Origin of the sequence: Streptomyces sp. NBC_00224 (genome assembly GCF_041435195.1) — a bacterium.
In the GTDB taxonomy this organism is placed as follows: Bacteria; Actinomycetota; Actinomycetes; order Streptomycetales; family Streptomycetaceae; genus Streptomyces.
Map to the genome: position 1 here is coordinate 569,858 of NZ_CP108106.1, position 21,913 is coordinate 591,770.

Sequence of the window (21,913 nt, forward strand, 5' to 3'; positions counted from 1 at the left end):
GACCCGGTCCGATAGACAGCTCGCATGCTTCGAGGCAACAAGATCGGGCTGCGGGCCCGGCACGAGGAGGACATCCCCATCCTGCGGGCCGAGCTCTACGACGACGTGGCCAACGCCTCGCGGGCCGAGAGCGGGCCGTGGCGGCCAGTCACGCCCGGCTCGAAGGACCCGCGGCTCGTGGTGGACGACAGCCAGCATGGAAGCGTCCCGTTCTCCGCAGTGGAGCTGGACGGCGGCGCGCTGGTCGGCACCGCGACCCTGTGGGGCATCGACACCCACAACCGGACGGCGCACATCGGCCTGGGACTGCTGCCGTCCTCTCGCGGCAAGGGCTACGGCACCGACGTGGTCGCGGTGCTGTGCCACTACGGCTTCGTCGTGCGCGGCCTCCAACGGCTGGCGATCGAGACGCTGTCGGACAACGCCGCGATGCTCCGCTCCGCCGAGCGCAACGGCTTCGTCCGCGAGGGCGTGCTGCGCTCCTCGGCCTGGGTGATGGGCGAGTTCCTGGACGAGGTGCTGCTCGGCCTGCTCGCCCAGGACTGGAAGGCGGAGTCGAGGGCCTAGGCTGCTGCGCACGACTACAGGGCCCCGGCCGACGGTGACGTCGGCCGGGGCCCTGTGTCTGCATTCACTGCGTCAGTCGCGATCGGCTGACGGGATGTAGGCGCCCGGCACGTCCTCGGGCGCGTAGATCTTCTTCTCGCCGGGATACGGCTTCGCCCACTCGTGCGTCTGGTACCAGGTGAAGTGGTTCATTTGCGCGGGGTTGGCGAAGTCGGGCTTGGCGTCGGGTCCGGTGAGCCGCTGGTGCGACTTCCAGGTCTCCCATTGCGCCGCGAGCTTGTGCATGTCCGCGGGCACCTTCGCCGTCGGGGCGGCCGCCGCGGCGGGGTTCTGCGGCGCCGGGGCGTCCTCGCCGCAAGTGGGCGGGACCGTCAGACCCCCCGTCAGCGAGGTGCGGTTGGGCAGCGCGCTGAACGGGGTGAGGTCCGGCGTGGCGGTGAACGCCGCGGCCATCGGGCTGGCCGCGCTGTCCTTCTGGTTCATCGGGTGGATCCCGAGGATCTGCTCGATGGTGCGGATCATCGTGATCTGCGAGTAGTAGTGGCTGTCGACGACGCCGTGCTTGGCCCAGGGGCTGATGATCTGGATCGGGGCGCGGTGGCCGTCGACGTGGTCCAGGCCGGCCTGGGAGTCGTCCTCGACCACGAAGATCGCGGAGTCCTTCCAGTACGGGCTGTGCGAGATCGTGTCGACGAGCCGGCCGGTGGCGAGGTCGTTGTCGGCGACCTGGGCGGCCGCGTTCGGCGGTCCGCCGGTGTGGTCGCTGGAGAGCCAGAACATGTTCAGGTTCGCCGGCCCGTTCTTCTCGAAGTCACGCTTCCAGATCTCGTACCGGTAGATGTCCGGCACGCTGGTGTCGAACTTCGCGAAGCCGTGCACCGACACGTCGTTGAGCGAGGGGATCGGCGAGGACGAGACCAGGGGGTAGGCGGTGTCCTGTCCGGTCGAGCGCATGTTCTTGGTGTCGCAGTACAGGTTCTGCCAGCTCGCGCCCGCCGGCTTGGTCAGGAACTGCTGGAACTCGCCGAAGTCCCGTACGGACTGTCCGGCGGCCTGGGCGCCGGTCCACAGGAAACCGGTCCGCTGGTGGCCGAGGGCGTCGTCCTCGGTGTCGTAGCTGCGCGCGTACTCACCGGCCATGGACTCGGTGTACTCCGGGTTGTCGGCCTGCATCAGCCAGTTGTGCCCCTCGGCCGAGTTCGTACCGATGTCGTACGTGTTGTCGTAGAGCCCGAACTGCTTGGCCAGCGCATGCTGGTTGGGGGTCACGTTCTCGCCGAACTCGGCCAGCGCCGGGGCGCCGTTGCCCTGCGGCAGGTCCCCGTAGACCTGGTCGTAGGTCCGGTTCTCCTTGACGATCAGGAAGACGTGCTTGATCGTCGACGGGTCACCGAGCCGTACGGGGACGGGCACCGGCTGCGCGTTGCCCTGGCCGTGCGTGACCGAGCCGGGCGTCCAGCCGTTCTGCTCGAAGACCTTGGCCGTCTGGGCCTTGATGATGCTGTCCTTGGGCAGGAGGAACCGCTGCAGGCTCGATGTCGTGTCGTGGGTGCCGTGTCCGGCGCTGTTGGAAGGGCGGCGCGCGTCGATGCCACGGGTGTTGGAGACCAGCACCTCGTTGCCGACGGTGGTGATCTCCGCGGGGAAGTAGTCCGTGGGGAGCAGGCCGACATAGCTGACCGGCTCCTGCGGGGTGGTGTAGCGGTAGACGGCGACGGCGTTGGCCCGGCCGAGCGTCACCAGCAGGCGGCCGTCGCGGGAGAACGTCACCGCGTTGGGCTCGTAGCCCACGGACGCCTCCGGCCACGGCCTGGTGGAGATCGTCTGGACGACCTTGTCCTTCGCCGGGTCGATGACCGAGACGTCGTTGGTCGCGGTGTTGGTGACGAACACAGCGCCCTTCTTGGCGTACACGGCCGTCGGGTGCAGACCGACGTCGATGCTCGCGACGGCGGCACTCGGGTTCGCCACGTCGATGACGCTGACCGTGCCGGTGGTGGTCGCCGCGGTCACCGGGTCCGCGGGCACCTGGGTGTCGTAGGAGTTGACCGTGGTCTCGCCGGGCCGCGCCGGTCGGCCGCCCTCGTTGCTGACGTACAGCTTGGAGCCGACCAAGGCCATGCCGCGCGGGGCGTTGCCCACGGCCCAGCTCTGCTGGACCGCCCCGGTCGCCGCGTTGATGGCGGCCACCCGGTTCTGGCCGTTGACCGCCGCGTACACGGTGGAGCTGTCGGGCGAGAACGCCGCCGCGCCCACCAGCGCGTGCTTGGGGCCGTCCGCCGGGATCTTGACGGCCACGGGGCCGGCGAGGCTGCCGTCCGCGTTGACGGTGAACTTGGTGTAGCCGTCGGTCTGGCCCAGCCACAGCTGCTTGCCGTCGGGCGAGTACGTCGGGCCTTCCTGGCCCACGTCGTTGCCGCTGATGCGCAGGTCGGCCGATGCGGAGTTGCCGATGCGCTGCTGCAGCTTCCCCCTCCGCAGGTTCACGATGTCCAGCGCCAGCCCCCCGTCGGCGAGCGAGGCCGCGAAGTGGGTGCCGTCCGGGCTGACCGTGGACGACATGATCTTGCCGTTGTTGATGACGAAGCGGGCACCGAACGGGGCGATGAACTGGTCGCTGGAGATGACCTGGCCCTGCTGGGTGACCTGGCCCACCTGGGCCGTGCCGAACTGGTCGGTCCGGGCGAAGGCGGTGCCGGCCAGAGCGAGGGCAACGGCGGCGACGCCTGCCGTTGCCAGGGGGGTTCGCCGGCCGGGGCGTCTGCCGATACGCCTGCCGACAGAGCCGGAGCGCCTCTCCTCGGCACTCCGACGGCGACGTGTGACCTGCATGGAGTCATCCCTTCGGGGTGGCGGAGAGCAGCTCGACATTGCCGTCGAACTGCCAGAGCGGGTTCGGCGCGTCCCCAGTGGCGGTCCGCACCAGGAAGTAGCCGTTCACTTCCTTCGGCCCGTCGCCGTCGGCCACGAACCGCCCGTCCGCGCCGACATCGAGCTGGTACACGGCTTGTCCGGTGGCCTCGACACCGGGGAGGTGCCAGGAGACGACGCAGCGCCAGTCGTTGCCCGGCCCGTGGGCGCCGGTCCTGACGTTGCCCTTGGTGCACGCCGCCGTGGCCTTCAGCTGCGCCTCGGTGACGGCGGGCCGGTTGAGCTGCTCGGTCTGCGTGCGATAGAGGTGGGCGAATTCCGTGGCGAGCGAGCGCTGCACCTTCTCCTGCTCGATGCCGGAGCCGCCGGCCGTCGTCGCCGCCGCGACGACGGCCACCGTCCCGGCGAGCAGCCCGGCGAACGGCAGCACCGCGATGGTGAGCCCGCGACGCCCCGGGCCGTCGTGCGCCGGGTTGGTGAAGTCGCGGCGTACGAACAGGAGGTAGGCCAGCGCGCCGGCGGTCACGGCCCACAGCAGACTCACCACGACGCCGATCAGGAGCGGGCTGCCCTGCGCGGGGCTGGTGAACAGTCCGTTCCAGGCGATGAACGCGTAACCGGGCAGGGCCAGGCGTACGGCTACGGGCAGCGGCAGGATCTGGGCGAGCTGCATCGCCAGCGCGACGAGAACCGGCAGCAGCAGTCCCATCGGCGAGCGCCCCAGGGTGACGGAGCCGAGCAGTCCGATCGCGGCGAGGGCCAGCGTCGGGGCCAGCACGCAGACCCAGGCGAGCACGACCTTCCAAGCGGCGTCCGACGGTGCCACCGCGTGCCCGTCGAGGCCGACGAGTGGATGGTTGCCGACCGCCGCGAGCCCGCCGACCGTACTGGAACAGGCCAGGCCCACCACGAGCACCAGGATGACGCTGAGACCGGCCAGAGCCTTCGCCGCGAAGATCCGCCGGGGTGAGCGCACCGCCACGATGAGATGGCGCCAGGTCCCCAACCGGTCCTCGCAGGCGAACACATCACCGGCGACCACCGAGGTGAGCAGCGGCAGCGCCCAACTGCCGGAGAACCCGAGCGTCACCAGCGGTCCGGCCCACCCGGTCGCGTGCATCCAGCGGCCGAAGAGCGTGTCCGTGGGGAGCGTGCTCTGCTGGGCCACCAGGGCGACGAAGGCACCCGGCACGAGCCAGCAGGCGAGCACCAGCAGGCGGATACGCCACTGGGAGACGAGCTTGACCAGCTCGAAGCGGTATGCACGCGCCACCGGGACGCGGTGGGCGGCGGAAGCGTGGGGGGCGGCGACGGTCGTGGTCATTTTCCGGGCTCCTGCGGCTCGATCGGCTGCTGTCGCACGATCGACTTCTCGGTGAGCGGCTCGGTGAGCGGCTCGGTGAGCGGCTCGGTGAGCGGCTCGGTGAGGGAGAGGAAGGCGGTTTCGAGCGGCGAGGCCACTGGGGCGAGCTCGCGCAGCGCGATGTCCGCGTGGACGAGCCGCCTCACCAACTCGTCGAGGGCAGGCACCAGGGCGCGCACGACGAGCACGCCGGAGTCGCGTCGCCCCTCGGCGTCGTCGACGGTCCGGGTCCCGTCCGTCTCGTCCGCCAGCAGCCGGGCAGCCGACGGGTCGGAGGTGATGAGCCGGTAGTCGAGTTCACGGTTCTCGGCGGCGAGCTTGCCGAGCGGGCCGGAGAAGACGACCCGTCCGGTGGCGAGGATCGTGACCTCGGAGCACAGCGCTTCGACGTCGTCCATGCGGTGGCTGGAGAGCACGACGCTGGTTCCGTCGGCGGCGAGCCGGGTCAGGACACCGTGCACGTGTCTCTTTCCTGCCGGGTCGAGGCCGTTGGCCGGTTCGTCGAGGACGAGCAGCCGGGGCTTGGTGAGCAAGGCGGCGGCGAGCCCGAGCCGCTGGCGCATACCGAGGGAGAAGCCGCGGGCCCGGTCGTCGGCGACATCGGTGAGCCCGACCTCGTCGAGCACGTCGTCGATCCCCGCCGTCCGCGCGTCGTGGCCGCGCAGAGCTGCCAGGGCGGCGAGGTTCTGCCGGGCGGTGAGCGAGGGGTAGAGGCCGGGTCCGTCCACGAAGCCGGCGACCCCGTCGGGAGCGGCGAGCTCGCGCCCGACCGGCGTCCCCAGGATCTCCAGCCGGCCACTGTCGGCGACGGCCAGTCCCAGCAGAAGCCCGAGCAAGGTCGTCTTGCCCGCGCCGTTCGGTCCGACCAGGCCATGGATCTGCCCCTGCGCCACATCCAGATCGACGCCGTCGAGTGCGATGACGTCGCCGAAACACTTGGTGATCCCACGGGCCTGCAGCGCCGGCAGTGTGTCCATGAATCCCTTCTTCCAGAAGAACCCCCAACAGAACATAGAGACGACACAAGACGCGGGCAGGGTAGGCCAGTTGAAGCCACAAGGAACGGAAGGAGACCGGCACCTGACGCACCGACAGCGAACGGGATCCAGCGCCGGAGATCCCGCGGAACGCCGACAGTCCGCGGCCGGAACGACCACGGACTGTAGGTCTGTGCACGCGGGTCATGTGGGGACCCGCGCGGGAGGTACGGAGGTCAGTGAGCGTCTTCAGCGGTAGCCCTCCAGTGTGAGAGGTCGCTAAGTCCGATCTCCCTCGGTTCGTGATCGCTCGATCGTGGTACGGATCGTCGCGCAGGCCGCCTGCTGGGCATGTCCATGTTGAGGTGCGAGGCATGGAGCGAGAGCCGTACCTCAGCGACTTATCGGACGAGCAGTGGGCGTGGATCGAGCCGATGGTCACGGCCTGGAAGCAGGACAGGGGGGCGCGGTCGGCGACCGGGGGGACCCCGGGGCCTCCGATCTGAGGGAGGTCGTGAATGCGATCTTCTATCAGAACCGGACGGGCTGTCAGTGGCGCTATCCGCCCCATGACTTCCCGGCCTGGTCGGCGGTGTCCTACTACTTCGGCCTGTGGCGCGAGTTCGGGCTTGACCAGCGGATTCAGGAACTCCTGCGCTGCTGCCAGGTGCGGGAGAGAGCCCGGCGATTAGAGGACCCGTCCCCCCGTGATCATCGACACCCAGTCCGTGCGCGCGGCCGCGGGTGTCCCGAAGACCACGACGGGACTGGACCCTCGATCGCGAACATGGCCCGTCGTCTCACCACACCCGCCCCCACCTGGCGCGACAGCCTCGGGCTGGCCGCGTGAACGTCATCGAGCTCCTGGCAGACCTCCAGGCCCAGCACGACGAGACCACGGCGCGGGCCGGTGAACTACGCGACCAGATCGAGCACTTGACCGCCACCCTGGCCGAGGCCGAGGCCCGACTCGCGAACCTGGCCACCACCACCCGGAAGGTCATCGCCGAACGCGTCCCACCCGGGACCGAGCCCGACCCACCCGAGACAAACACCGCTTACCAGGCCATCGTGAACGTCTTCAACCAGCACCCCGGCCAGCCATTCAGAGCCCGTGAGCCGCACGAATTCCTCGGCATGCCCACCGACGAGGCGGCCGTCAACATCACCCGCAGCCGCCTCGGACGCCTCACACGCCAGGGCTTCCTCACCCAACCCGGACGAGGCCGCTATCAGAAACGGACTTAACGCCGCACTTCGCGGGCCGGAATCGGCCCAGCCGACAGCCGCCAATCTCGCCTGAGCAACCCGAAGACCCACGAGTCGGATACCTCGCCGTTCACCACGCAGTCTTCCCGCAACGTCCCTTCCCGCACGAAACCGATCTTCTCCAGGACCCGGGCAGATGCCACGTTGCGCGTATCGGTCTCGGCCTGAACCCGATTCAGGTCCAGCGTGTCGAACGCCCACTGCAGCACGGCGTGCGCGGCCTCCGTCGCGTAGCCGTGGCCCCACATCGCATCATCGAGGACATAGCCCAACGACGCACTGCGGTAGTCCGGGTTCCATCCGGTCAGACCGCACCAGCCGACGAAGGCCCCGTCAGAAGCACGGTCGATGGCCACCCGCGCCCCGGTGCCTTCGTCCGCCATCTTCCGGCACATGTTGATGAAACGATCGGCGCGGGCCCGTTCGGTCCACGGCGGGGAGTCCCAGTAGCGCAGCACGTAGGTGCTGCTGTGCAGCGCGAAGAGGGAGTCCGCGTCGGCGTCGGTGAAGGGCCGCAGCCGCAGGCGAGCGGTGTGCAGTATCGGGGTGGCCAAAGTCATGCGCACCATGTTGCGTCCTCATGGGGCGGGCAGAACACCGAATATCCGATCCCGGTCCGGTCCTCACGACCAAACACCTGCGCCGTGCGCCCGGCCACAAGTTGTGAGTACGCGTACTCGGGCTGAGCCTGTTCCGTAACCTCTGAACCCGTCAGTTCAGCAGGGCAGCCGTGAAAACATCGCGTTGAGCCACCAGCCACCCCTGGATGCGGTCCCAACGTTCCCAACCACCACGCTCGGACAAGGCCTGGGTGTAGACGGGGTCACCATCGGTCACTCGGTCGGCGACGAAGGCCCGGCAGGATGCGGTGGCCTGTTCGATGACGTCAGGCAGGTCAGCGCGCTCCTGCGGGGAGAGGCCGTAGCTGTCGGCGAGGATCCGCAGTCGCGTCGGGGCGTCCAGTCCCCCGGGATGGACAGCTGCCGCAGACGCGGGATCGAGCATCGGAACCCAGTAGCGGGCGGTCATGGCAACATCCCACACTGCTCGGCCGGGAGCCGCCAAGTCGAAATCGATCAGGGCTACGGCATGGCCATCGCGGAAGACGACGTTGTCCGGACACACATCGTTGTGGCACAGCATCGTTCCTCCCGCAGGGTCGGCCAGAGATCGGGGCCACTCGGCGCATGTGTCAACCGCGATGGCCGCGCTGGCGTCGTGCAGGCGCCGCAGCAGGCTTCCCACAGACCTCAACGCGGTCTCAGTCATCACCCAGCGCGGATACGGCGGTAGAGCGACGTTACCGGGGATGTAGGTCAGCTGCTCGCGGCCGTCCGCGGTGAGACGGACCGGCCTCGGCGCTGCGTCGAACCCGTGTTCTGCGAGTGCGAGGAGATGAGCGTGGAGGGCGCGCGCGGTGCGCGGCGCCGGGCGTTCCACCACGGCACCGTGGCGGAAGACCGCGCCCTCGTTCATCATGCCACCCACCAGCGCTTCGCCCTCTGCCATCTCGCCCTCAGTCGTCATGTCGATCACGCTACCGTCAGGTCGATCACGCGTGGGACGGTCCCGAAATGTGCTTCGAACTAGGTCGCTCACCTGGATATTTACCGGACGCCGGGGCGTCCTTCGCCTGATCATGTGCTCCGACCAAGGACACACGTGACCACGACGAAGGCCGTGAAGGTGAGTTTGCTGCTTGATCATGTTCCGGGTGAAGCGCTCGCGAAGGCGTCATGCTTCCGGGAGGGCTCATTCGACTGCCTGACCGCGCGCGGGGACGAACTGTTCGACCTCGCCGACGCGTTGCTGTGCGCGGACGGACCGGCTACGGCGCCGGTGGACCTGACGCTGGTGGCCGGACACCGGCGCGTGTCGGCGTACAAGTGAAGATTCGTTCATGTGTACGCCGAGAACCCCGACCTACAAAAGCGTTCAACACGGTCAGCCTCCCAGGCACCGCCGACAATCAACCAGCGCAACCACGCCACCCCGTCACGCTCCTGGAGGCGTACTTCCCGGTGCCGCCTCCCCTTTCGAGAAGCCTCGGCCGATCGGCTGGCTCGATCGGCCGACCGGGCGCTCGTGGCGGCGGTCCGGAGCGTCGTGCCCCGGCGGTGTCCGGCACGTGGGAGACAGTGGGCCCCATGCCAGAAGCCTTCGCCGGGTCAGGGGCGCCCCGCCGCACCCTCCTGACGGCTGTCGCCCTCACCCCGCTCGCGATGGCCGGCTGCTCCGCGGAGGGCCCGACCGCCGCCTCGGCCGACGGCCCGGAACCCGGGCCGAAGGACGCCCTGATCATGGTGATCCGACCTGCGAAGAAGCTGCACGCCGGGGACACCGGCGAGGACGCGGAGGGCACTGAGGACCCCGGATTACTGGCCGGTCGCGATCGGCGCCGGGCCGAGGAACTGCACGGGGCTCTTCCCGCCCGTTTAAGGCGCGACGCCGCCCCGCCCCGCGGTCGTCCTTCGCGACCGGCGGACCGGCCGGGGCCCGCGCCCGCTGCCTCCAGACGGTCGAACCGCTGACCGCCGCCCTGCGCACCCGCGTGCGCGGTGAGCCCGCCGTCGGCGCCGAGGAGGCCCTGGCCCGCGCCGCGCCAGCCGCCCCCGTGCCCGTCCTCGTCTGCTGGGAACACACCGGCAAGCCTCCCGCCTGATCCAGTCCCTTGGCGTCCACCAGGTGCTCGGCATCCCCGCCGCCTAGCCCGACCGCTATGAACTGATGTGGGTGTTCACCCGCCAGCAGGGCCGGTGGAGCTTCCGCAAACTCCGCAGCGCCTGCTGCCAGGGGATGCCAAGCACGTCGAGCGTCGTCCGACGTTCTCCGACCGGCAGAAGGGTGCAGGAAAATGAACGGTGGCGAGCCGACGGCGCCGGCCGAACGAAGGGGCCGACGCAGCATGGCGCTGTGGTGGGGACCGCGGGTCATGTTCGTCGGCGGCGCCGTGCTGCTCGTCGTGGAGTCGAGCCGCGGAGTGCCCCTCTCGGAACTGCGGCTGGCCCTGTACGTCTTCGGTGCCTGCAGTGCCGTCTTCATCGTGCGACAGCTGTGGGTCGGGCATCAGCAAGGGCCAGGCGGAAACCCCCCGCGCTGGCTGGTGCGCGCCGCCGCGTTCCTGACCGCCGCAGGAGTGCTGGTACTCGTCGCCCCCCTGGCGGGTTTCGAGGGGGACGCCCTGCCGCTGGTCGGCTCGGTCCTGCTGCTGCTCGGTCTGGGCTGGTTCGTCGAAGCGTGGCGGGGAGCCAAGCTCGGCCAGCAGAGGAACGCCCTCCTGTGGTGGGGTGTGGCCCTGTGCGCCCTGACCGCAGTGACGGCGATCTCAGCTGCCTTCCTGCTGCCCAAGGCCAAGGGCGGCCTCTTCCTGTCCCTGCTCATCGCCCTCGGCCTGGCCCTCTTCGTAGCTCTGCCGCTCGGGCTCAACGTCCTGTCCGAGTGGGGAGTGCGCCGACTGCGCCGGCGCAGCTCTGCCGCGGGAGACGACGCCGGTGTCGGTATCGTCGGGTACTTGGGCATTGCCGGGATCGTCCTGACCGTCCTGGCCGTCGCATATCTGGGGTATCTGGACTGGGTACTGGCCGCGGTCCTCGCCGCCATGGCGCTGGTGCTGGTGTTGGCCATCGTCTCCAACACGCACGCAGACATCGCCCTCGTCCTCGCGGCGCTCTGCATGCTCGCGGCGGCTCCCCCCGAGCACCCCACACCACAGGCCCTCCTTCCCGCCGGAGGGCAGCGCGTCCTCGTGGCGATCGGCGACTCCTACATGTCGGGCGAGGGTGCGAGCAGTTACTTCGAGGGAACCGACGACGGCGGCCGCAACGAATGCCGGCGCTCGCCTTCCGCGTACGCGGTGGGACTCGCCACGGGAGACCGGCGCTTCGACCGCGTGCTGTTCCTCGCGTGCTCCGGGGCGCGGACCTACAACGTCATCGCGAAAGCCGATGCACGCTTCCTCCAAGTGCAGGAGGGGAGGCCGGGCCCCAAGATCGAAGCGCAGGGGGACGAGCCGGGTACCCAGATCGATCAACTCACCAGTCAGGCATCCTCGTTCCACCCCGCACTCGTCATCGTGGCGCTGGGAGGCAACGACGCCGGCTTCGCCATCCTGGGAGAAGCGTGCATCGCGCCCGGCGACTGCGAGGACCAGGAGTCGGCGTTCACAGGCAACCTGCCGAAGGTACGGGGAGCCCTCGCCGCGACGTTCCGCTCGCTCAGGAAGGCCCTGCCAGCCGACGTGCCCATCGTGGCGGTGCCCTACCCGCAGCCGCTCGCCACAACCGGCAGATGCACCGGAGTGGCCCTGACGAAGACCGAACGGGGCTTCATCCACCGGTTCGTGGACCAGGTCGACAAGACGATGTCCGACGCCGCGACCGAGGCCAAGGCGGGCATCGAGTACCTGGCCGAGATGAAGGACAGCCTCAAGGACCACCAGCTCCAGCTGTGCCAGGGGAGGAAAAGCAAGGCCGGTATCAACTTCGTGGACATCGCATCGGTCAACGGCCTCACCTCACAGCGGTTCAGCCCGGCCAAGTGGATCCACAACAGCCTCCACCCGAACGAGCGCGGCCACGAAGCCATGCGCGACACCTTCACCACCTGGCTGAACAACCACCCCGGACTGCTGGAGCATCGCGCGCCCACGGCGCAGGGGCAGACCACGAACCAGGCCCTGCCGGCACCCGAGCCCGAATGCAGCATGACCCGCAACGCCGGGAACCCGCACTGTCAGAACCGGATCCGCGCCTGGGAGCTGGAGCAAACCCGCGGGCGCTGGCCGTGGCTGGTGCCCGTGCTGCTCGCACTGGCCGTTCTGTGGGTCGCGAGCATCGCCGTCTTCAGCCTGCTCCCCGGAAGGAAACCACCCCACAGGGATCCCGCCTCCTCAGCGCAGGCGAGGTAGGGAGCCGAGCAGCTCGCCCGCCGCCAGTGGACCGGCATCGCCGGCCACTTGAAGCGTCACCCGGCCACCCGCCGCGGCGTGAACTCACCCGCGGCCGGCAGCTGTGTGAGCGCCGTCAACCAATCCCGGTGACCAGCGAGGCCGAAGACAGGAACAACGCGCCCAGGGCCCCCACGCATCCGTAAACCCGCACTTCACGCCGGTCATCGTGGCGGCGGACATAGTTCGTGGCGGCCGCGGCGAAGGCCAGGCCGCCGGCAATGAACCACGGCCCCCACAGGTAGAGGTACCAGCGGGTCAACCCGGCCAGATCAGGCGCGACTGCGCGCGCCCCGGCCTCGACCAGCATTCCGTGGACAACGAACAGACATCCGTGCCAGACGAGCAGCAGCGTCGCGCCACCGCCACAGAACACCAGGAGCCGACCCGTCCACGTGCCGCGACGGCGCGTCAGGCCGATACCGACCAACGCCCCGAAAAGCTTCAGAAAACCGGTCACCCACAAGACGGCCAGGAACCACGTCACCCGGTCGTCAGCAAGCTTCACCAGCGACGGAGCCACCGTCGACCGCGCGCCGAAGGTGCCACCCAACGCCCAGAGGAAACTGGGGACCGCGAACAGAAACCCCCATGCCGCAACGGCGAACCCGGGCCACCTGCCCAGACGGAGGCGGAGGCGGAGCGCCCAGCTCGCGGCCGGACGCACTGGATTGTCCAAAGAATGCTTGCTCGTCACGGCTCCACCGTTGCCGAACCTCGATGACAGGGCGTCGTCCGCGCGAACGGCCAGCCCCCCGCCCGGGGGAGCCGCCCTTGGACACGCCAGCGACTGACAGTCAGCGCCGCATCGCCCACACCACAGTCGGATCGATGGCATTGCCCGTGGCCGGCTCCACAACTCACCCTGAACGGCTGAAGGGTCAAGGAACAAGCTCTGCGCTCAGGAATGGCGCTCACGACCGCCGCCCCCTGGACGCAAGAATCAGCAGCACAGCCGGCACCAGACCCAGCGGGAACCCCGACGGTCCCAGGATCCACCCGGCCAGCACCACCCAGCCCGCCAGGACCCATCCCACGTAGCGCGGGACCTCCTGGCCGGTGCGGGCCATCCGCGACAGCAGCAGGCCCAGCAGAATCAGCGGCACCGCGAAGCCGCCCGGCAGCGCCCAGAACAGACGCACCGTCTCGGCGTGGGTGTCGGGGTCCGCGCCACGCAGCTCGCCCGACAGCCAGCCAGCCCATTCCGACCGGGACTCGACGGCAAAGAGCGCGGTGTGGAGGCCGCCGATGGACACGGCACTGCGGCCTGCCCACAGGGTCAGGGTGCGGGCACGAGTGCTGCCGCCCGCGGAAGAAGTTTCGATACGTCCAGTTCCGATACTCATGGTTCCGTATGATGGGGCAATGCAGCCTCCGAAGCAACCCACCGGCCGCCCGCGCGAGACCCGCGTGGACGCCGCAATCCGCGACGCGGTACGCGAGTTGGTGCCACGCGTGGGATACGCCGGCCTGACCATGGACGCCATCGCCGCCAAGGCAGGCATCGGCAAAGCGGCCATCTACCGCCGCCACACCTCACGCGGCGAACTCGTCTTCTCCGTCCTCGTCCACGGGAGAAAATCGCAGCCCCTGCCCGACACCGGAACACTCACCGGCGACCTCACCGCGCTCGCGAACCTGATCCTGGGGATCTTCTCCGACCCGGTGACCGCCGCAGCCACCCCCGGGCTGCTCGCGGACCTGCAGCAGCAGCCCGACATCGCCGCGCGGTTCCAGGAGACCTTCATCGCCGAAGAACGCGCACAGATCACCGCGTTGCTGGAACGCGCCCACCAACGAGGAGAACTGCCCACACCGGCAGACCCCGTATTGGTGCACGCCGCCGTACTCGGCACCGCGTACGCCTGGTTGTTCCTCCTCGCCCAGCCACCCACCCCCGCCCTCGCGTCGCGCATCGCCGCGCTCGCCGAAGCCGCCGCTCGGGGCAATTGACCGACGGCGCTATCGAACGGAATCCTGGTCGCAGAGGGAGCCTCGGCATCCTCCCGGACCTGAACGATCAGGAGGATGCCAAACCCCAGGGGCGTGGTCTGCGTTGGTAGCCGTTGTCGTACCAAGAGGTTTGCCTGGTGGTCGAGCGAGGGTTCCCGGTCGGATGGTCTTCCGGTGGCACGGGCATGAAGGCAGGGCCTCCTGCACCGCTCGTGGGTGTCACCCGCCACCAGTCCCGAAACGTCACCCGGCCACCCGCCGCGGCGTGAACACCCCAGGACGCTCCTCGGCCAGCCAGCCCCGCTCCACCAGCCGCTTCACCTTCGACCGCACCCCCTCGACCGTCGTCGGCGCCACCTCCAGGCTCAGCCGTCCGGTCAACTCCCGGGCCCGCAGCCCGGCCCCACCCGCCTCCGGCACGCCCACCAGCCGCTGATAGTCCGGCGCGACCGCCTCCACCCCCAGGCCCGGCGCCTCTCAAAGAGAGCCGGCACCGCACGTCAGAGCCTGCCTGGTCCGGGCTCAGGCCGAGACGGATCCCGGCGACAGCGGCACCTACGGAGTGTCCACGGCCGTACTCGTCCACGGGGCGCGCAGCGCCTTCTTGTCCACCTTTCCGACCTTGGTCATCGGCAGCTGGTCGAGCAGGACCGTCTTGCGGGGCGTATACAGGTCCCCCAGCTCGGCGGTCACCGCGGCGCCGACCGCGTCCGGGTCGACGTCAGCGCCCTCGGCCGTGGCCAGGAAGATCTGTACCGCCTCCCCGTAGTCCTCGTCCGGCACGCCCAGCGCCGCCGCGTTGCGCACACCGGGGAGCGTGAGCAGGAAGTCCTCCAGGAGGCGGGAGTAGACGTTGTCGCTGGTGCTGCCGGTGACGATGATGTCCTTGGCCCGGTCGACGAGATAGAGGTATCCCTCGGCGTCGAGATAGCCCATGTCCCCGGTGCGCAGCCAGCCGCCGTAAAACGCCTCCGCGGTGCGCTGCGGGTCCTCGTAGTAACCGAGCATCACGGCCTTGCCCCGCACGCACACCTCGCCGATCTGCCCGGCGGGCAGCACCGCCGTGCCGTCTTCGCCGCGGATCTCGATCTGGGTGTCGGATATCGCGCGGCCGCAGCTGCGCCAGAGCTCGGGCCGGCGGGCTGCCTGCACGGCGAGGTCCTCCGCGTCGAACGCGGCGATGCCGAGCGCCTCCGACTGCCCATAGCCCTGGCTGAGCACGGGCCCGAAGACCTCGACCACCTGCTGGAGCCGGCTGGGCGAGGAAGCCGCGCCGCCGACGACGATCCGCCGCAGCACAGGCAGCGCTCCCACCTCGCACTGTGGGTGGTCGAGCAGCGCGTACAGCATGGGCGGTACGAACATGGTGGCGGTGATCCGCTCCTCGCGCAGCACCTCCAGGGCCGCGCCCGCTTCGAACTCGGGCAGCACGACAAGGGCGCATCCTGTCACCAGCGCCTGAAGCGACGTGAGGTGGCCACTTGCGTGCGTGAGCAGCGTGGAGACGAGTACCCGGTCCGTACCCGGGTCCATGGCCGGGAAGAACCCCACAGAAGGAGCGTTGCCCCCGTCGGCCGCCACGCCATCCATCAGCACGTCGTACAGCCGGTGGCTGTGGGCTGCGAGTTTGGGGCGGCCCAGGGTGCCGCCGGTGTACAGGACGGTGACGGCCTCGTCCGCTGCCGGGGCGGACACGCCCTCGGGACGCGTCACAGGGCACTCGGCCGCCACGGCCAGCAGATCCGTACACCGCTGCTCACACGGACCGACACTGAGCAGCACAGGTGCATGGACACTGCGGCCGGCCGCGTCAGCGGCACGCGCCGCGAACACCGGATCGGTCACCACAACGCGCGCCTTCGACTGCTCGACCAGCGCGGCGAGTTCACCCGGCCCCGGCTCGGGCGGCAGGAACACCACACGGCAGCCGATCAGATGCACCGCAAGCTGCACCAAGACAGAATCCACATGGTTGGCCAGGAACAACCCCACACCGTCACCGGGCACGAGTCCCTGCCGCCTCAACGCGTGCCCCAAACTGAACAGCCGCTGCCGAGCCTCCCTGCGGGTCAGCCGCAACTCACCCTGGACGAGCGCATCGGCGTCCTCGTCCTCGTGCCAGTGCTCCAGGATGTGCTCCAGGTACGTCCGCGCCCCAGATGCTTCCTGCAAATTAACGATCATGAATACATGCAAGCACGCCACCCAGGAGCCGTGACCTCGCAGGGAGCAACTTCAGCCATCAGCAACTGGAGCACTATATTCCGATATGGGACGGTTACTCGGCTCTCCGGCCCAGGGTGCTGTGCATCTGGCCTCAACAAGATCAAGACTGTTCGCGCAACGGTCATGCCACAGGAGGCAGCGGCGGCGCGCCACCCTGCGAAACCGCCACCCCACCGCCGCCCCCACTCTTGCCCTACCTATCGAATATCGATAGATTTACATCGTGATTCGATGGAAGGGTAGGTCGTGGGAAAGCTGACCGTACGTGCGCTGCGCGCCGTGCTCGTGGTGGTGCTCACCGGAACCGCGTTCGTACAGGCAATGATGGTGTGGACATTGGTCAGTGGGAGCGACCCGGAGGACGGGTCGCTCCCACTGACCGCGCTGCGCGTGATCACGATCCTGGGCATGGTGTCGGTCCAGGTCGCCCTGGTCTGCATCTGGCGACTGGTGACGATGGTGCGACGCGGAACCGTGTTCTCCCACGCCGCCTTCCGGTACGTGGACGGAGTGATCGGCGCGATCGTGGCGGCTGCCCTCGTATGGTTCGCCGTCACGGCCGTAAACGCACCGGGCCAGCGCGACGACCCGGGCGTCACCGTCATCATGGGCGGGATTGGCGTAGCCATCCTGGGGGTTGCACTCCTCGTGCTCGTACTGCGGATGCTGCTCGCCCAAGCCGTCGCGCGCGACGGCGAAGCGGCGCAGATGCAGGCCGAGCTGGACGAGGTGATCTGATGCCGATCACCGTCGACATCGACGTGATGCTGGCCAAACGCAAGATGTCCGTCGGCGAGCTCGCGGACCGCATAGGGATCACTCCCGCCAACCTGGCGGTACTCAAGAACGGCCGCGCCAAGGCGGTGCGCTTCGCGACACTCGCCGCGCTCTGCGAGGTACTCAAGTGCCAGCCGGGCGACCTGCTGCGCTGGGAGGCAGAGGACGCCGCAGGCCAGTGACGCGTGGACGCGCCGGTAGCCGTACGTCTGCCGCGAGTCGGAGAAGACTTCGAGGACAGCGGACCTCCTCAAGGGCTACTGGTTTTTCGGGGTGGGGTCGGTCGGGGTTGATGGTCAGGCCGGTGCCTGCGAGGAGGCCGTCGATGATGTCGGGGCGCTGCTCGATGCGGCGTAGGCCGCGGTGGAGGGTACGGATGAGATGGCCGATATCGGTGAACGCGGTGTTGGCCAGTGGCCCTCGTCGCAGCAGCGAACACACAGCTTCAGCCCACCACCTTGCGCTTATCACATAACTCCGGCGTACCGCAGGGATCAAGCCCCGTCACCACCCGACCCCACCCCGAAGAGATCAGTAGCCCAGCCGGCACGATGCAGGGCCGCCAAGCTCTCCAGCGAACGTCGCGTCGACCTTGAGCAGGTGGCCATGCGGGGTCAGGGAGGATCAGTGGGCGGAGTACCCGCCGAACCGCATGATCTTCTCGGTCAGATAGGGCGAGACCTCCGCCGGGTCCTCAGGTTCCACCTTCCAGCCCTCGGCCTGCAACTCGCGCACCGCTTGGGCGATGTCCAGGGTGTTCTGGAAGATCAGGCATTCTCGGAACTACGAGTTGCGATGATCGGGGCCGACGCCAGACCGACATGCCCGGTCACCCACCGATGAAGCTCACTGTTTCTGTCATGTCAGCCCGCCCGGTACGCAGCCGTGGCGCGCCCTCCTTCTCGAATCCCACCGAGACACCGCAGAACAGCACGAGCCCGTCATCGGCTCCGACGATCTGGCTGACGGTCTTGCGATACATCGTCCACATCACCTGAGGGCAGCTGTGCAGCCCTTCCGCCCTCAGTAACAGCATGACCGTCTGCAAATGCATCCCCGCGTCCCCCCACTGCCCGGGCCCCATCGTCCGGTCGAGGTAGCAAAACAGCACGACCGGTGCCCCGAACGCCTCCGAGTTCAAGGCGGCGATCTTCATGGGCCTGTCGGGGTCGTCGCGCTCGATCCCCAGCGCTTCGTACCGCTGGGCAGCCGCGGCGGAAAAACGGTCCACATACGGCGAGGTCAGTTCGGCCGGGTACATCGGATACTCCCGCTCATCCCCCGGGTCTCCCGCCAGTGCCCTGGTCGTTGCGCGCCTCTTCAGCTCGGCCAAGGGCTCGCCGGTCACGACATACAGATGCCACGGCTGGAGGTTCCCGCTCGACGGAGCCCGCGTCGCTGCGGCCAGCACACGTTCGAGTATCTCTTTGGATACCGGCTCATCGCTGAACGCCCGCACAGCCCGGCGACTGTCCACAGCTTCATACACATCCACGTCTGCTCTTCCCTTCACTCAACGCCAACCACCTCTCTACCGTCTTCAGCACGCACACGAGGCAACAGGTGATCCGGATCGCACTTCGGATCTGCGGCAGGCGGCAGCGCTGTTCCTCGGCCTGTCGATGCGATCGGCGGCAGCGGATGCAGGCGTGTTCGTGGATGCAGGGGGTGCCGAACGCGCGGCCGCATGCGCCGATGGAGACTTTGCGGCGCTCGAAGTGGCCGAGGAACTCCTGCCATTCCTCGTCGGTGGGGACGCGGTATTCCTCGCTCGGGCGAAGGGACCGGCGGCGGGCCAGGAAGGCCATGTGCGCCTGAATCGCCTCTTCGGGGTAGACGGCTAATGCTGGAGTCGGGTAATGGAACTGTCCGAATGCCTCAGCCATTGCGGACCCACGAGGTGAACTCGTCGGCGAGACCGGGCGGGTTGGCGGCCTCGGTCTGCCGGGCGACCGCCTCGTAGTACTCCAGCTCGTGGACGATCACCGGCACGGTTCGGCCGACAGATCTTTCGATGACGCCGGTCGTATGGAGGGTTCGGGCGAGCTGGCAGCAGGTCTGGACGAGGGCCGTCGTCCTCGTTGCTCGATGAGGAAGGAGACAGCGTAGTTGTCGCCGGCGCCGGCGGCCGGGATGTTCTTCGCGGAGGACGTGGGACTGTCGGTGGCGACTGTCCGGACGTACCCGGTGGGTGGCGACGAAATGGCCGACCGAGCGCCGGGTGGCGGGGGTGTCGTGGGAGGTCCACAAGGTCCTCGCCTCCGCTGCTGACCCGTTCGAGGTGATCGCGCATCCGCCGCCAAACGAGCGGACGGGCCGCCGGGCGTGGGACGGGGACGCAGCGAAACGGGCGGTGGGGTGGAAGGCGTCGGTGCCGGTGACGGTCGAGGAGAAGGTGGAGGCGGTCACCGAGCTGGTGCGGGACGAGGCGGTGGCCTGCCGTGTCGCGGTCGCCCTCCTGAAGCGCCGGAGGGTCGTGTTCGTGGCCATGCGGGACGGTTATCCGGACTACGGGCTGGCCGGCTGGCCGGCTGGCCGCGTGAGTTTAGCGTCCGGAGTCTCGCCCGGCGTGCATCGTCTCCACGGAGAGGACAGGATCAAGAGGCGGAACAAGGGTCTTGGTTGCGGCAGCGACGAGGTGCTCTGGTGCGGGGCCCGCCTGAAGGGCGGTCACGTATTCGATGACTTCGGCATGGGTCAGGCTCGGGACGCGTTGCCGTAGCAGGTGCATAGCGATGATCCGGCCTTGGTCAGCCGTCGCTCGGCGGAGTTCGTCGTGTAGGTCGTCGACGGCCGTGCGCGTGGGCTCCTTCCGGATGCGCTGGCGGTAGTCGGCCTCCCACTCGCCGGTGGCATAGGAGACCGGGCCGATCTGGTGGAGGCCACCGTCAATTCGGTCGACCAGATAAGGGCCGTTTCCGCCCAGAAGCTGTCCCGGGTCCCGGGTCCGGAGGTACTCCTCGGTCTGGTAGGAGACGATCCAGACCAGCTCGTGCGCTTCCACCCCGGACACCACCAGGCGCCCCGCATAACTGCGGTCCAGGTCTTCCTGGGCTATGCGCTTGGCGTACTCACGGTCGATCATGCCCGGCAGCATCCCGCATGGTTCCTCGTACGCCCAGTGGTTTCCGTGCTCGGTGGTCATGAGGGTGGTCGCGCGGCGACGGACACCCCGAGGTCAGTAACGCCGTGGCCGTCGCCGCGGGCGCGTCGCAGGCTTCGGTCGAGGGCGGTGAGCTTCACCTTGGCTTTGGTCAGATCGCCGCCCTCCAAGGGCACCAACACCTCGTCGACGCCCTCGCCTACAGCCCGGACCACACCCTGCTGAGCGGCAGCGACGACCATACGGCGAAGCTGTGGGACATCAGTCACCTCCCCCAACACCCTGAGCTGGGCGAACTGGCCAGACACGCCGACATCGTCACAGGCGTCGCCTTCGCCTCCCATGACCACACGGCGGCAACCAATGGCGTGGACGGCGTGGTGAACATCTGGGACGTGACCGACCGCGCCCAGTGGGCCCGCCATTCCCCGGCCTCGACTACGCCCCGCCCTGCCCGCGCCGCACGTGACCCGGACCGGCCGCAACCTGGGAGCGTTCGAAGGGAAATCCTCAACGGGAGTGCCCTTGCCCATGGTGCCAACGCCACAAGAATCCGCCTACCCCGCCAACCCGCTGATCGGCCGTCAGGCCACCGCCTCGCGGATACCTCATACATCGGCTCTACCGCGACGACTGCCCCTGTCAAACTCCACGGCATCACGGCCACAAGCTCAGCAGACACTCCCTTTCGGGGGTCAGCCGACGATGCGGAACCGCAGTTTGAACAAGGTGAGCGCATCGAGCCCGAGCCCTTCGGTGAGGAAGGCGCCGAAGCTTCCGTAGTCGGCCAGCGCCTGCGCCCTGAACGCCCCCAGGTAGCTGCTGTGCACCTGAAGCAAAGGGTCAAGCAAGGCCGGGTCCTGCATGAACCCCGCGGCTTTGAGCTGACTCTTCAGCGCAGCGTCCGATGCCGCACGGAGTTCGTTGCTCAGGAGGTAGTCACCCTCGGATGTGGAGGCCGGCACGCCGACCGCGCGCAGGATCGTGTCCGCGAGGATTCCCGTGCGGTCCTTGCCGGCCGAGCAGTGGAACATCGACGGCTCGTTCGCGTTCGCCACGGTGCGGATCGCTGCCCCGAGCGCGGCTCGGTTCGCCGGGTTGGTGACGAAAGCACGGTAAAGCACATCCATCCTCGCTTCGGCCTTTCCTCCGCCGAGTTGCTGCTGCTGGTACACGGGGTCCTTGCTGCGCACCACCATGCCGATGAACGCGAACAACGACGTGTCGTCGATCGGCTGGACGATGGAGGTCACGTCGGCCGGAAGTCGGTCGGCTCCGTCAGCCTGCATCTCGGGCGCGGTACGCAGGTCGATCACGCTGCCCAGCCCCAGGGCAGCGAGCGCGTTCACGCCCTCGGGCGGCAGCTTCGACAGGGTCTCCGAGCGGTACAGCACACCCCAGCGGGTGGTCTTGCCGTCGTACGTGCGGTAGCCGCCGATGTCCCGGGCATTGACCGTGCCCGGTACCGCCAACACCCGCGAGCTCGTGACCGTGCTGTCGGCGGGGCGGGCGTGGTTCGCAGGCGGGGACGCCTGCGCCGTACCGGCTGCCAGGGGTATCACCAGGGCCAGGGCGAGCACAGACGTGCTGATGGCGCGTCTCATCGGTGCCACGAGAGGGCTCCTTCCATGGGGGGAGCCGGGAACGTAGCGCGTGGATCTTGTGCCTGGAAGGCTCACGCATGAAACAACAGCCCCGCCACGCGCCGTGACCACCCGTCAGTTCCGCAACGCACCGTTCCGGTTATGAAGGCAGCGGCGTCAGATACCGGCTGAGGACCTGAAGACGATCGGCCGACGGACATCAACCAGCTCGGCGAGGTCGCACCGGCGTCCGGCCAGCACGGCGCCACCTGGATCTGC

20 protein-coding genes and 4 pseudogenes are annotated in these 21,913 nt (G+C 68.7%); 10 read left to right on the top strand and 14 right to left on the bottom strand.

The features are described 5' to 3' along the window. Positions 1–24: 24 nt before the first annotated feature. Positions 25–567, top strand: coding sequence for a GNAT family N-acetyltransferase (locus tag OG965_RS02775; RefSeq protein WP_371648738.1), 543 nt, complete (start codon positions 25–27; stop codon positions 565–567). A gap of 72 nt (positions 568–639) precedes the next feature. Here OG965_RS02775 and OG965_RS02780 read toward each other — a convergent pair whose 3' ends face one another. From OG965_RS02780 to OG965_RS02790, 3 genes are read right to left on the bottom strand one after another with little or no spacing between them, the layout of a single operon-like run. Next, a complete protein-coding gene (locus tag OG965_RS02780; RefSeq protein ID WP_371648740.1) occupies positions 640–3,399 on the bottom strand; it encodes a bifunctional YncE family protein/alkaline phosphatase family protein in 2,760 nt (919 codons plus the stop codon). Positions 3,400–3,403: 4 nt separating this feature from the next. Continuing rightward, positions 3,404–4,762: an ABC transporter permease gene (locus OG965_RS02785; RefSeq protein WP_371648742.1), complete on the bottom strand. Its 1,359-nt coding sequence runs from the start codon at positions 4,760–4,762 to the stop codon at positions 3,404–3,406. Next, positions 4,759–5,778, bottom strand: coding sequence for an ABC transporter ATP-binding protein (locus OG965_RS02790; protein ID WP_371648745.1), 1,020 nt, complete (start codon positions 5,776–5,778; stop codon positions 4,759–4,761). The genes OG965_RS02785 and OG965_RS02790 overlap by 4 nt, the downstream gene beginning before the upstream one ends. Before the next feature lie 374 nt (positions 5,779–6,152). On the opposite strand from OG965_RS02790, the pseudogene OG965_RS02795 reads away from it, so the two are divergent. Together OG965_RS02795 and OG965_RS02800 are read left to right on the top strand one after the other, a co-directional pair. Further along, positions 6,153–6,566, top strand: a pseudogene (locus OG965_RS02795) (transposase); the annotation flags it as partial. A 58-nt stretch (positions 6,567–6,624) separates the two neighbouring features. Continuing rightward, a complete protein-coding gene (locus tag OG965_RS02800; RefSeq protein WP_371648747.1) occupies positions 6,625–7,026 on the top strand; it encodes a hypothetical protein in 402 nt (133 codons plus the stop codon). Here OG965_RS02800 and OG965_RS02805 read toward each other — a convergent pair. Both OG965_RS02805 and OG965_RS02810 read right to left on the bottom strand, forming a co-directional pair. Continuing rightward, on the bottom strand, positions 7,023–7,607 hold the full coding sequence (locus tag OG965_RS02805) for a GNAT family N-acetyltransferase (protein ID WP_371656828.1): 585 nt from the start codon (positions 7,605–7,607) through the stop codon (positions 7,023–7,025). The genes OG965_RS02800 and OG965_RS02805 overlap by 4 nt on opposite strands. Positions 7,608–7,758: 151 nt before the next feature. After that, on the bottom strand, positions 7,759–8,574 hold the full coding sequence (locus OG965_RS02810) for a phosphotransferase enzyme family protein (protein ID WP_371648749.1): 816 nt from the start codon (positions 8,572–8,574) through the stop codon (positions 7,759–7,761). Between the two features lie 159 nt (positions 8,575–8,733). Here OG965_RS02810 and OG965_RS02815 point away from each other — a divergent pair. Together OG965_RS02815 and OG965_RS02820 are read left to right on the top strand one after the other, a co-directional pair. Further along, a pseudogene (locus OG965_RS02815) lies at positions 8,734–8,919 on the top strand (transposase); the annotation flags it as partial. A gap of 1,033 nt (positions 8,920–9,952) precedes the next feature. Beyond that, positions 9,953–11,953, top strand: a complete 2,001-nt coding sequence (locus tag OG965_RS02820; protein ID WP_371648751.1) for an SGNH/GDSL hydrolase family protein — start codon at positions 9,953–9,955, stop codon at positions 11,951–11,953. 115 nt (positions 11,954–12,068) lie between these two features. On the opposite strand, the gene OG965_RS02825 is transcribed toward OG965_RS02820, so the two are convergent. Next, on the bottom strand, positions 12,069–12,689 hold the full coding sequence (locus OG965_RS02825; RefSeq protein WP_371648753.1) for a DUF3995 domain-containing protein: 621 nt from the start codon (positions 12,687–12,689) through the stop codon (positions 12,069–12,071). A 217-nt stretch (positions 12,690–12,906) separates the two neighbouring features. Beyond that, positions 12,907–13,338, bottom strand: a complete 432-nt coding sequence (locus tag OG965_RS02830) for a DUF6463 family protein (RefSeq protein ID WP_371648755.1) — start codon at positions 13,336–13,338, stop codon at positions 12,907–12,909. Positions 13,339–13,357: 19 nt separating this feature from the next. On the opposite strand from OG965_RS02830, the gene OG965_RS02835 reads away from it, so the two are divergent. Then, positions 13,358–13,945: a TetR-like C-terminal domain-containing protein gene (locus OG965_RS02835; protein ID WP_371648757.1), complete on the top strand. Its 588-nt coding sequence runs from the start codon at positions 13,358–13,360 to the stop codon at positions 13,943–13,945. A 243-nt stretch (positions 13,946–14,188) separates the two neighbouring features. Here OG965_RS02835 and OG965_RS02840 read toward each other — a convergent pair whose 3' ends face one another. Both OG965_RS02840 and OG965_RS02845 read right to left on the bottom strand, forming a co-directional pair. After that, the gene (locus OG965_RS02840; protein ID WP_371648759.1) at positions 14,189–14,404 is read right to left on the bottom strand and encodes a hypothetical protein; all 216 of its coding nucleotides are present in this window, start codon (positions 14,402–14,404) and stop codon (positions 14,189–14,191) included. 96 nt (positions 14,405–14,500) lie between these two features. After that, positions 14,501–16,117 carry a class I adenylate-forming enzyme family protein gene (locus OG965_RS02845; protein ID WP_371648760.1) on the bottom strand — a complete coding sequence of 539 codons (1,617 nt, stop codon included), beginning with the start codon at positions 16,115–16,117 and terminating at the stop codon, positions 14,501–14,503. A 300-nt stretch (positions 16,118–16,417) separates the two neighbouring features. Here OG965_RS02845 and OG965_RS02850 point away from each other — a divergent pair, with 300 nt between their 5' ends. Then, a complete protein-coding gene (locus OG965_RS02850) occupies positions 16,418–16,909 on the top strand; it encodes a DUF2975 domain-containing protein (RefSeq protein WP_371648762.1) in 492 nt (163 codons plus the stop codon). Next, positions 16,909–17,130, top strand: coding sequence for a helix-turn-helix domain-containing protein (locus OG965_RS02855; RefSeq protein ID WP_371648763.1), 222 nt, complete (start codon positions 16,909–16,911; stop codon positions 17,128–17,130). Before OG965_RS02850 ends, OG965_RS02855 begins: the two co-directional genes overlap by 1 nt. A 442-nt stretch (positions 17,131–17,572) precedes the next feature. On the opposite strand, the gene OG965_RS02860 is transcribed toward OG965_RS02855, so the two are convergent. Genes OG965_RS02860 through OG965_RS02870 form a run of 3 tightly spaced genes read right to left on the bottom strand, consistent with a single transcriptional unit; the run spans position 17,573 to position 18,834 of the window. After that, a complete protein-coding gene (locus OG965_RS02860; protein WP_371656829.1) occupies positions 17,573–17,719 on the bottom strand; it encodes a Tn3 family transposase in 147 nt (48 codons plus the stop codon). Between the two features lie 58 nt (positions 17,720–17,777). Continuing rightward, positions 17,778–18,443, bottom strand: coding sequence for a nitroreductase (locus OG965_RS02865; protein WP_371648765.1), 666 nt, complete (start codon positions 18,441–18,443; stop codon positions 17,778–17,780). Beyond that, the gene (locus tag OG965_RS02870; RefSeq protein ID WP_371648767.1) at positions 18,430–18,834 is read right to left on the bottom strand and encodes a hypothetical protein; all 405 of its coding nucleotides are present in this window, start codon (positions 18,832–18,834) and stop codon (positions 18,430–18,432) included. The genes OG965_RS02865 and OG965_RS02870 overlap by 14 nt, the downstream gene beginning before the upstream one ends. 305 nt (positions 18,835–19,139) lie before the next feature. On the opposite strand from OG965_RS02870, the pseudogene OG965_RS02875 reads away from it, so the two are divergent. Further along, a pseudogene (locus OG965_RS02875) lies at positions 19,140–19,430 on the top strand (DUF6192 family protein); the annotation flags it as partial. A 63-nt stretch (positions 19,431–19,493) separates the two neighbouring features. Here the strand turns inward: OG965_RS02875 and OG965_RS02880 are convergent. After that, positions 19,494–20,033: a YrhB domain-containing protein gene (locus OG965_RS02880; RefSeq protein ID WP_371656830.1), complete on the bottom strand. Its 540-nt coding sequence runs from the start codon at positions 20,031–20,033 to the stop codon at positions 19,494–19,496. Between the two features lie 104 nt (positions 20,034–20,137). Between OG965_RS02880 and OG965_RS02885 the strand changes: the two are divergent. Further along, positions 20,138–20,398: pseudogene (locus OG965_RS02885) on the top strand (WD40 repeat domain-containing protein); the annotation flags it as partial. A gap of 348 nt (positions 20,399–20,746) precedes the next feature. On the opposite strand, the gene OG965_RS02890 reads toward OG965_RS02885, so the two are convergent. Then, positions 20,747–21,655, bottom strand: coding sequence for a tyrosine-protein phosphatase (locus tag OG965_RS02890; RefSeq protein WP_371656831.1), 909 nt, complete (start codon positions 21,653–21,655; stop codon positions 20,747–20,749). Positions 21,656–21,913: the final 258 nt, after the last annotated feature.